Genomic DNA, 10,806 nt, shown 5'->3' on the forward strand with positions numbered 1-10,806 from the left:
CTGACCCCACTGGCGCGCGGACGACGGACCGCACGACCACAACCGCGGAAGCACCCCTTCGTCGCCCCCGCGACCGCGAGCGACGAAGGTGAGGGGGCGGGTCTCCGCGCCGGGAGACGGCGGATCTGAGGAAGACCCGGGCCGCCGCGGGACACAGATCGGGGCGGTCGCGTGTAGGCAGGCGGGCGGTCGGGCACCCCGGATGGTCGTGCCGCCTCGAGAGCCCCTGCCCTTCGATCGCCCGTTCGGGGCGTTCCCCCGCGACGACGGGACCGTCGAGGTGCGTGTGTGGGCGCCGCGGGCGGAGGCTCCGCGGCTGCGGCTCGCCGGCACCGAGCATCCGCTCACGCCCGTCGGCTTCGGCGTCTACGAGGCCGTCGTCCCCGGTCGGGCCGGCGACGACTACGCGTTCCTGGTCGACGACGAGCGCGAGCTGCCCGACCCGTCGTCGCGGTGGCAGCCGGACGGGCTGCGAGGACCGTCGCGGGTGCTCGACGTCGGGCCGACCGCCGGGCCGGGGCCCGGCCTCGACCTCGACGACGCCGTCCTCTACGAGCTGCACGTCGGCACGTTCACACGGGAGGGCACGTTCGACGCGGCGATCGAGCACCTGCAGGAGCTGAAGGAGCTCGGCGTCACCGCCGTCGAGGTCATGCCGGTCGCCGAGTTCCCCGGCCGGCACGGCTGGGGCTACGACGGCGTCTACCTCTCGGCGGCGCACAGCGCCTACGGCGGGCCGGAGGCGTTCAAGCGTTTCATCGACGCCGCGCACGACGTGGGGCTCGCCGTCGTGCTCGACGTCGTCTACAACCACCTCGGCGCCTCGGGCGTGGCGGCGATGGAGGCCTTCGGGCCCTACTTCACCGACAAGCACGAGACGTTCTGGGGCAAGGCGATCAACTACGACGACGAGGACTGCGACCCCGTCCGCCAGTGGACGATCGGCAGCGCGTGCTTCTGGGTCGGGGAGATGGGCGTCGACGGGCTGCGGCTCGACGCGATCCACGCCATTCGCGACGACGGCGCGCTGCACGTGCTGACCGAGCTGGCGGCGCGCGTGCACGCCGCGAACCCGCGTGCCGTGGTCATCGCCGAGTCGGCGCTCAACGACCCGATGGTCATCCGCCCCGCGGCGATGGGCGGCTTCGGCCACGATGCCCAGTGGGCCGACGACTTCCACCACGCGCTGCGCGTGCTCCTGACGGACGACCGCGAGGGCTACTACGGCGAGTTCGGCGAGGTCGCGCAGCTCGCGAAGGCGTTCCGCCGGCCGTACGTCTTCGACGGCACGTGGTCGCCGCACCGCCGCCGCCGGTACGGCGCGCCGGCACCCGACCGGCACCCGCGGCAGTTCGTCGTCTTCACGCAGAACCACGACCACGTCGGCAACCGCGCGTTCGGCGACCGGCTCCCGCCCGACGTGCAGCCGCTCGCTAGCTTCTGCGTCCTCTTGTCCCCGTTCACCCCCATGCTGTTCCAGGGAGAGGAGCACGGCGAGCCGGCGCCGTTCCAGTTCTTCTCCGACCACATCGACGAGGAGATCGCGGAGGCGACCCGCGACGGCCGGCTGCGGGAGTTCGCGCAGTTCGCCTCGTTCAGCGAGCAGGTGCCCGACCCGCAGGACCCCGCCACGTTCGAGCGCTCGAAGCTCACGCGGCAGGTCGACCCGCAGATCCGGGCCCTGTACGGGAACCTGCTGGCCGCGCGCGCAGAGCTCGGCCGGGCGGAGACCGAGGACGCGGCGTTCGACGAGGACGCCCGCTGGCTGCGCGTCACGCGCGGCGGCGCCGAGCTGGCCTGCAACTTCGCGCGCGAGGAGCGGCGCGTCCCGGTGCGGGGCGGAACGCTGGTCCTCGCCACCCACGACGGCGCCCGTCTGGAGGACGGGCACGCGATCCTCCCGCCGCTGGCCGGCGCCCTCGTCCGATGAGGGAGGTCTGGCCCGGCCGGCCGTTCCCGCTCGGCGCGACGTGGGACGGCAGCGGCACGAACTTCTCGCTGTTCAGCGAGAACGCCACGAAGGTCGAGCTCTGCCTCTTCGACGGCGACGACGGGGAGGAGCGGATCGAGGTCCAGCGCCAGACCGCGCACAACTGGCACTGCTACCTGCCCGGCGTGGGCCCGGGCTGCCGCTACGGCTACCGCGTGCACGGCCCGTACGAGCCGCACGAGGGGCACCGCTTCAACCCGGCGAAGCTGCTCATCGACCCGTACGCGAAGGCGATCGAGGGCCCGATCGAGTGGGACAAGGCGAACGCGCTGCCGTACGTCCCGCTCGAAGGAGAGGACCTCGGCGACGCCGACCTCGACCCGGACCGCGAAGGCGACAGCGCGCCGGCGATCCCGAAGTCCGTCGTCGTCGACCAGGGCTTCGACTGGGAGGGCGACGAGCGGCTGAACCGGCCGTGGTCGGAGACCGTCATCTACGAGGTCCACGTCAAGGGCTTCACGAAGCTCCACCCGCACGTGCGCGAGGACCTGCGCGGCACGTACGCCGGCCTCGCGTCGCCCGAGGCGATCCAGCACCTGCTCGACCTCGGCGTCACCGCGGTCGAGCTGCTGCCGATCCACCACATCGCCGACGAGGAGTTCCTGCACGACAAGGGCCTCACGAACTACTGGGGCTACTCGTCGATCGGCTACCTCGCGCCGCACGCCGGCTACGCGGCGACGGGCACGCGCGGCGAGCAGGTCCGCGAGTTCAAGGGCATGGTCAAGGCGCTGCATCGCGCCGGCATCGAGGTGATCCTCGACGTGGTCTACAACCACACCGCGGAGGGCAACCACCTCGGCCCGATGCTGTCGTTCAAGGGCGTCGACAACCGCTCGTACTACCGGCTCGTCCCCGACGACCTGCGCCACTACATGGACTACACGGGCACGGGCAACACGCTCGACGCCCGCGTGCCGAGCGTGCTGCGGCTGATCATGGACTCGCTGCGCTACTTCGTCACCGAGTGCCACGTCGACGGCTTCCGCTTCGACCTGGCGAGCGCGCTGGCGCGCGAGCTCTACGACGTCGACCGCCTGAGCGCGTTCTTCGACGTCATCCACCAGGACCCGGTGCTGTCGCAGGTCAAGCTCATCGCCGAGCCCTGGGACGTGGGGCCCGGCGGCTACCAGGTCGGCAACTTCCCGGTGCTGTGGACGGAGTGGAACGGGATGTACCGCGACGCGGTGCGCGACTTCTGGCGCGGGCACGCGCCGGTCGCCGACTTCGCGGCGCGCTTCACGGGGTCGAGCGACCTCTACGAGGACGACGGCCGCACCCCGTTCGCCTCGATCAACTTCGTCACCGCCCACGACGGCTTCACGCTGCGCGACCTCGTCTCCTACAACGGCAAGCACAACGAGGCCAACAAGGAGGACAACCGCGACGGGACCGACGACAACCGGTCCTGGAACTGCGGCGAGGAGGGCGACACGGAGGACCACAACATCCTCACGCTGCGCGCCCGCCAGCAGCGCAACTTCCTGGCGACGCTGTTCCTCTCGATGGGCACGCCGATGCTGCTCGGCGGCGACGAGATGGGCCGGACGCAGGGCGGCAACAACAACGCGTGGTGCCAGGACAGCGACATCTCGTGGTTCGACTGGTCGCTGCCCGATCAGCACGAGGACATCCTCGGCTTCACCCGGCGGCTCATCGCGCTGCGCCGCGAGCACCCGGTCTTCCGCCGCACGCGCTTCCTGCGCGGCGAGGAGATCGAGGGCAGCGGCCTGCCCGACGTCTGGTGGTTCCGCCCCGACGGCGAGGCGATGTCGCAGGCCGACTGGGAGCGCGAGGACGCCTACGCGCTCGGCGTCTTCATCAACGGCGAGGAGCTGCAGGAGGTGACGAAGTACGGCGAGCACATCGCCGACGACTCGTTCCTGCTGCTGCTGAACGCGTACCACGAGGACGTCGACTTCGTCTTGCCGGACGGCCGGTATGGGAAGAGGTGGGTCGTGGACCTGACGACCGCCGACCGTGAGGAGCGCCAGCGCGGCAAGGAGCAGGACGCGGGCGGCCCGGTGGCCGTCATGTCGCGTTCGCTCCTGCTCCTCAAGCGCATCGCGTGACGGAGCTGCGCTGCACCTACCGGCTCCAGCTGGGGCCGGGGCTCGGCTTCGCCGAGGCACGCGAGCTCGTGCCGTACCTCGCCGACCTCGGCGTCTCGCACCTGTACCTGCCGCCGTCGTTCCAGGCGCGGACCGGCTCGACGCACGGCTACGACGTCGTCGACCCGACGGCGATCTCCGAGGAGCTCGGGGGCGAGCCCGCGTTCAAGGCGCTGGTCACCGCCGCCCGCGAGGCGGGGCTCGGGATCGTGCTCGACATCGTCCCGAACCACATGGCCACCGACGACCGCAACCGCTGGTGGGCCGACGAGCAGCTGCGGCGCAAGTTCTTCGACCTCGAGATCGACGACCGCACGGGGGAGCCGACCGGCTTCTACCGGCGCTTCTTCGACATCGACCACCTCGCCGGCGTGCGGCAGGAGGACCCGGAGGTCTTCGAGGAGACGCACCGGCTCGCGCTCGCCCTCGTCCGCGAGGGACTCGTCGACGGGCTGCGGATCGACCACCCCGACGGGCTCGCGGATCCGGCGGGCTACCTGCGGCAGCTGGCCGACGCGGGCGTCGAGCACATCTGGGTGGAGAAGATCCTCGGATTGGAGACCCACCCACCCGAGCACCTGCGCAGCTGGCCCGTCGACGGCACCGTCGGCTACGAGTTCCTCAACGACGTGCAGGCGCTGTTCGTCGACCGCCGCGGCGAGGAGGCGCTGACGTCGCTCGACCCGCGGCCGTTCGGCGAGCTGGCGGCGGCGGCGAAGCTCGAGCAGGCGACCGGGACGTTCTCGCGCGAGGTCGACTGGCTGAACCGGATCCACCCGGTCGAGGGGACGCCGGAGCTGCTCTCGTCCCTGCCGGTGTACCGGACCTACGACGGCGGCGCGTCCCCCGAGGACCGCGAGGCGCTCGAGCACGCCGGCCATCCCGACCTCTACGAGGGCAAGCCCGGCGAGTGGATCACGCGCTTCCAGCAGACGACGCCGCCGGTCATGGCGAAGGGCGTCGAGGACACCGCGTTCTATCGCCACGTGCGGCTGCTGGCGCTGAACGACGTCGGCGGCGACCCGTCGCGGTTCGGCATCACGATCGAGCAGTTCCACGCCGCGAACCGCGAGCGGCTCGAGCGCTTCCCGCGCAACCTGCTCGTCACCCAGACGCACGACACGAAGCGGTCGGGCGACGTGCGCGCCCGCATCGGCGCGCTGTCGGAGATGGCCGACGAGTTCGTGTCGCTGGCGCGGTCGTGGCTGCGCACGGGCGACGGCGTGCCGGCCGAGCACGAGCAGCTCTTCGTCTTCCAGACGATGCTCGGCGCGCACCCGATCGCGGAGGACCGCGTGCGCGGCTACTTCGAGAAGGCGCTGCGCGAGGGCAAGCTGAGCTCGAACTGGATCGAGCCCGACGAGGACTACGAGCGGATGGTCGCGGACTTCGCCCTGGAGGTCCCGTCGCTGCCGGGCTTCTCGGAGTTCGCCGAGAAGGTCGCCGAGGCCGGACACCGCTCCGCGCTCGCCCAGACCGCGCTGAAGCTCACCGTCCCCGGCGTGCCCGACATCTACCAGGGCGACGAGCTCGTGACGCTGTCGCTCGTCGATCCCGACAACCGCCGCGCCGTCGACTGGGACCGCCGCCGCGAGATGCTCGACGCGGTCCGCTCCGGCGGGGCGGACGGAAGCCGCGACGCGGAGAAGCTCGCGCTCGTCGTCGAGGCGCTGCAGATCCGCCGCGACCGACCGAGCGCGTTCACCGGTTCGTACGAACCGGTCGACGCGGGCGACGACGTCTGCGCGTTCGTGCGCGGCGGCGAGGTGCTCGTGGTCGTCGTGCTGCGCGAGGCCGGCCGGGGGGCGCACATCGAGGTGCCGTGGGGCAAGGCCGTGCGCGTCGGCGACCTGACTGGCGGTCGCCCGTACGCGTTCGTCGTGCGCTGACACGCGGGTCGTACGCTGGCCCGGAGCCTCGATGGACTCCGCGCTCCGGATCCGGCTGTTCGGCAGCTTCGCCGCCTTCGTGGGCGACACCGAGGTGCCCGCCGCTGCGTGGCGGCTGCGCAAGGCGAAGAGCCTGGTCAAGCTCCTCGCGCTCTCGCCGGGGCGGCGGCTGCACCGCGAAGGCGTCATGGACCTGCTGTGGCCGGAGCGCGAGCCCGAGGCGGCGGCGAACAACCTCCACCAGGCGCTCTACGTCGCGCGGCGGGCGCTGGCCGCGGCCGGCGCGGACGCGGCGAGCGTGCTCCCCTTGCGCGAAGGCATGGTCCTGCTGTGCCCCGACGGCCCCGTGGAGGTCGACGTCGACGCCTTCGAGGCCGCGGTCGCGCGGGCGCACGGGACCGGCGCGCTCGGCGACCACCTCGCCGCGATGGGGCTCCACCACGGGGAGCTGCTGCCCGAGGACCGCTTCGAGGCATGGGTCGCCCCGCGGCGGAACGAGCTCGCCGAAGCGCACCTGCGGCTGCTCGTCGACGTCGCCGCGCTGCACGAGCGCGCCGGCGATCCGGCCGGCGCCGTCGACGCGCTGCAGGCGGCGGTGGCGGCCGATCCGCTGCACGAGCCGGCGCACCGCGCGCTGATGCGGTTGCATGCCGCGGACGGCCACCGCCAGCAGGCGCTCGCGCAGTACCACCAGCTGCGGCGGGCGCTCGACGACGAGCTCGCCGCGGCGCCGGACCCTCAGACCGCGGCGCTCTACCGCACGCTCCTGACGGGCGGCGGCGACGAGCCGGCGGACGGCGGGCCTCGCGACCGCGAGGGCGCGCCGCCGCGGAGCAACCTGACCGCGGCGCTGACGAGCTTCGTGGGGCGCGGCCGCGAGCTGCGGGAGGTCGGCCGGCTGCTCGACAGCCACCGGCTCGTGACCTTGACGGGCGCGGGCGGCGCCGGCAAGACGCGGCTCGCGGTGGAGGCGGCGCGAGCGCGCCTCGCCGGCCACCCCGACGGCGTGTGGGTCGTCGAGCTCGCGGCGCTCCGGGACGCGGCGCTGGTGCCGACCGTGACGCTCGCCGCGCTGGGCCTCACGGCGCCGGCGCAGCGGCCTGCGCTCGACGGCCTCGTCGCGCAGCTGGCCGGCTGGGACGCGCTGCTCGTCCTCGACAACTGCGAGCACCTGCTCGCGTCCGCCGCCGTCATGGTCGAGCGGCTGCTCGGCAGCTGCCCGGGCCTGAGGATCCTCGCCACGAGCCGCGAGCCGCTGCGCGCCTCCGGCGAGGTCACCTGGCGCGTGCCGTCGCTCGAGCTGCCGAGCGACGACCACCCGGACTCGGAGGCGGTCCGGCTGTTCCGCGACCGTGCCCGCGACGTGCAGACCGGGTTCGCGCTGACCGCCGACAACGCGGACGCCGTCGCGACCATCTGCCGCCGGCTCGACGGGATGCCGCTGGCGCTGGAGCTCGCCGCCGCGCGGGTCAACGCGCTCTCGCCCGCCCAGATCGCCGAGCGCATCGACGACTCGCTCGCCGTGCTCACCGCTGGGCGGCACTCCGCGCTGGACCGCCAGCAGACCCTTCGGGCGACGCTCGTTTGGAGCCACGACCTGCTGACCGCGACCGAGCAGGTGCTCTTCCGCCGGCTCGCTCCCTTCGCCGGGACGTTCGCGCTGGAGGCGGCCGAGCGGGTGCCGGCCGGCGCCGACCTGCCGCAGCGCGACGTCGCGGACCTGCTCGGGCGCCTGGTCGACAAGTCGCTCGTCAACGTCGAGGACTGCGGCCGCGGCTATCGCTACCGGCTGCTCGAGCCGATGCGCCAGTTCGCGCGCGAGCGGCTGGCGGAGGCGGGGGAGGAGGCGGCACTCGACGCGCGCCATCTCGCGTGGTGCCTGCGCGCCGCGCGGACGGCCGATCCGGACCATCCGGCGGTGCTCGAACGCGACCACGACAACGTGCGCGCGGCGCTGCACTGGGCGCTGCTGCACGACCCGCCCGCCGCGCTGGCGCTCGCCACGAGCGTCGCGCCGATGTGGATGGCGGGCGGGCACTTCGCCGAGGGCAGCCGGTGGCTCGACGCGGCGATCGCGGCGGCGCCCGCCCCGACGGAGCTGCGGGCGGAGGCGCTGCGTGCGAAGTGCGGCCTGGACGTCCGCCTCGGCCGGACCGCCGGGATCGGCGCGCTCGGTGCGGAGCGCGTCGCGATCTTCCGCGGGCTCGGCGACCGGACCGCCGTCGCCCACGCGCTCGCCGAGCACGGGATCTACGAGTACCAGCGCGGCGAGCTCGACCACGCTGCGCGCCTGTACGCGGAGAGCTTCGCGCTGGCCGGAGCGCTCGGCGACGGCGAGGTCGTCGCCGCGGTCCTCCACGCCGTCGGCGTGCTGGCGCTGTCGCGCGGGGAGTTCGCGGAGGCCGACGCGGCGCTGACCGAGAGCCTCGGCCACCTCCGCGCGCTGCCCGCGGAGGGCGGGAACGCGTTCTTCCCCGTGCACACGAACGGGCTCTTCGTCGCGCCGGAGGGGCCGGGCGGCGCGCCGCGGATGCTGCTCGAGGAGACCGTCCAGGTGTTCCGGCGGGTCGACGCGGAACGCGGCATCGGGTACGTGCTCGCGGCGCGGGCCGACGTCGCGCGGGCGCAGCGGCGCCGGCGCCGCAGCCAGGTGCTGCTCTGCGAGAGCCTGGAGCAGTTCCGCGCGGTCGGGGATCGAGCGGGCGCCGCGTTCGCGCTCAGCCGGCTGGGCAACCTCGCGCCGGCGCTGGGCGACGTCGATCGGGGGCGCGCGCACCTCGAGGAGGCGCTGGCGCTCCGGCGTGAGCTGGGCGACCGGCGCGGGACCGGGATGGCGCTCGCCGGCCTCGGGATGCTGGTCGCACGAGCCGGTGACGAAGCGGCGGGCCGCCAGCTGATCGCCGACGCGCTCGCGCAGTTCGAGCAGCACGACGACGCGCCCGGCCAGATGGGCATGCGCCTCAACCTCGGGCACCTCGCCGCCGATGCCGGCGACACGGACCGTGCGGTGCGGCTGCTGGAGGACAGCCGCGTGCGCGCCGAGCAGCAGCGGCTCTTCCGCTGCGCTGGATGGACGGATCTGCGGATCGCGGAGCTGCGCGCCGCCGACCCGGCCGAGGCGGCGGCGGCGCTGGCACGCGCCCGCGACCGGCTCGCTGCGCTGGGCGATCGGTGGGGTCTCGAACGGGCGCTCGAGGTCGAGCAAGCTCTGGCTAAGAGCTCGCTAAGCCGGGCTCGCCACCGTTGAGCGCGTCGTTCATCCCACCGCTGAGGAGCGAGGCCCATGGCCACGGAACCCACCACCCATCACGTGTTCGGCGACGCGACGCTCGCCGAGCTGGAGCAGAGCCTGCGCGGGCGGCTCGTCCGCCCGGGCGACCCCGACTACGACGAGGCGCGGGCGATCTGGAACGGCGCCCACGACGCGCGCCCGGCGCTCATCGTGCGCTGCGCCGGCGTCGGCGACGTCATGCGCGCGGTCGACTTCGCCTCGAGCGAGCACCTCGACGTCGCGGTCCGCGGCGGCGGCCACTCGATCCCGGGCTTCTCGACCACCGACGGCGGCATCGTCATCGACCTGTCGCCGATGAACGCCGTCCGCGTCGACCCCGTCCGCCGCACCGCCATCGCCGAGGGCGGCGCGACGTGGGCGGACTTCGACCACGAGACGCAGGCGTTCGGGCTGGCGACGACGGGCGGGCTCATCTCGTCGACGGGCGTGGCGGGGCTGACGCTCGGCGGAGGGATCGGCTGGCTCGTGCGCAAGCACGGCCTCGCCTGCGACAACCTCATCGGCGCCGACGTCGTCACCGCGGATGGGCGGCACGTCCACTGCGACGAGGACGAGAACTCGGAGCTGCTGTGGGGCCTGCGCGGCGGCGGCGGCAACTTCGGCGTCGTCACGTCGCTCGAGTTCGCCCTGCACTCGGTCGGGCCCATGGTCCTCGGCGGCCCGATCTTCTTCGACGGCCGCCGCGCCGAGGAGGTCCTTGCGTTCTACCGCGACTGGGTGAAGACGCTGCCCGACGACGTGAGCACGCTCGTGAACCTGACGACGGCGCCGCCGGCGCCGTTCCTCCCCGAGTCCGCGCACGGCAAGCCGATCGTGGCGGTCGTCGTGGCGCACGCCGGCGAGCACGAGGCCGGGCACGAGGCGCTCGCGCCGCTCAAGGCGCTCGGCGACCCGGTCGCCGACCTCATCGGCGTCCTGCCGTACGAGGGCCTTCAGGGGCTGCTCGACGGGCTCTACCCCCGCGGCGTGCAGAACTACTTCCGCGCGGCGTACATCGACCGGATCGACGACGCGGCGCTGGCCCAGCTCGTCCTCCGGCACGAGCGGGTGACGTCGCCGATGTCGGAGATCCACGTGCAGCACCTCGGCGGCGCCATGGCCCGGGGCGGCGCGGACGCCGCGTTCGGCGACCGCTCGGCGCAGTTCGTCGTCAACGTCGTCGCCCGCCGGCCGGACCCCGAGGGGTTCGAGGACGACGTCCGCTGGGCGCGGCGCACGATCGGCTCGCTCGCGCCGGTCAGCCGGGCGGGGTCGTTCGTGAACTTCATGGGCGACGCGGCCGACAGCCGTCTGCGCGCGTCGTACGGCGACGCGAACTACGAACGGCTCACGCGGCTCAAGCGACGCTACGACCCGGCGAACCTGTTCCACCTCAACCAGAACGTCGTCCCGGAGTAGGCCGGAGGCGGTCAGCCGACGACGCTGACCGTGGCGGCGGAGGTCAGCAGACCGAAGACGCCCCACGCCGCCGCGCGGTGGGGGGGGGGGGGGGGGGGGGGGGGGGCGAGGAGAGGAGAGGGGGGG

Annotated in this window: 5 protein-coding genes; all 5 read left to right on the forward strand. The window is 73.7% G+C overall.

All coding sequences use genetic code 11. The annotated features are described in order from the left end of the window. Positions 1–202: 202 nt before the first annotated feature. From treZ to AC1UE4_RS19825, 5 genes are read left to right on the forward strand one after another with little or no spacing between them, the layout of a single operon-like run. Positions 203–1,930, forward strand: a complete 1,728-nt coding sequence (treZ, locus tag AC1UE4_RS19805; RefSeq protein ID WP_482919033.1) for a malto-oligosyltrehalose trehalohydrolase — start codon at positions 203–205, stop codon at positions 1,928–1,930. Next, the gene (glgX, locus tag AC1UE4_RS19810; RefSeq protein WP_482919034.1) at positions 1,927–4,062 is read left to right on the forward strand and encodes a glycogen debranching protein GlgX; all 2,136 of its coding nucleotides are present in this window, start codon (positions 1,927–1,929) and stop codon (positions 4,060–4,062) included. The genes treZ and glgX overlap by 4 nt, the downstream gene beginning before the upstream one ends. Beyond that, entirely contained in the window at positions 4,059–5,990 is a 1,932-nt protein-coding gene (locus AC1UE4_RS19815; protein WP_482919035.1) for an alpha-amylase family glycosyl hydrolase, read from the forward strand. The genes glgX and AC1UE4_RS19815 overlap by 4 nt, the downstream gene beginning before the upstream one ends. A 31-nt stretch (positions 5,991–6,021) precedes the next feature. Beyond that, positions 6,022–9,237: an ATP-binding protein gene (locus AC1UE4_RS19820; RefSeq protein WP_482919036.1), complete on the forward strand. Its 3,216-nt coding sequence runs from the start codon at positions 6,022–6,024 to the stop codon at positions 9,235–9,237. A gap of 36 nt (positions 9,238–9,273) precedes the next feature. Continuing rightward, positions 9,274–10,680 carry an FAD-binding oxidoreductase gene (locus tag AC1UE4_RS19825; protein ID WP_482919037.1) on the forward strand — a complete coding sequence of 469 codons (1,407 nt, stop codon included), beginning with the start codon at positions 9,274–9,276 and terminating at the stop codon, positions 10,678–10,680. Positions 10,681–10,806: the final 126 nt, after the last annotated feature.

The organism is Parviterribacter kavangonensis, assembly GCF_056863335.1.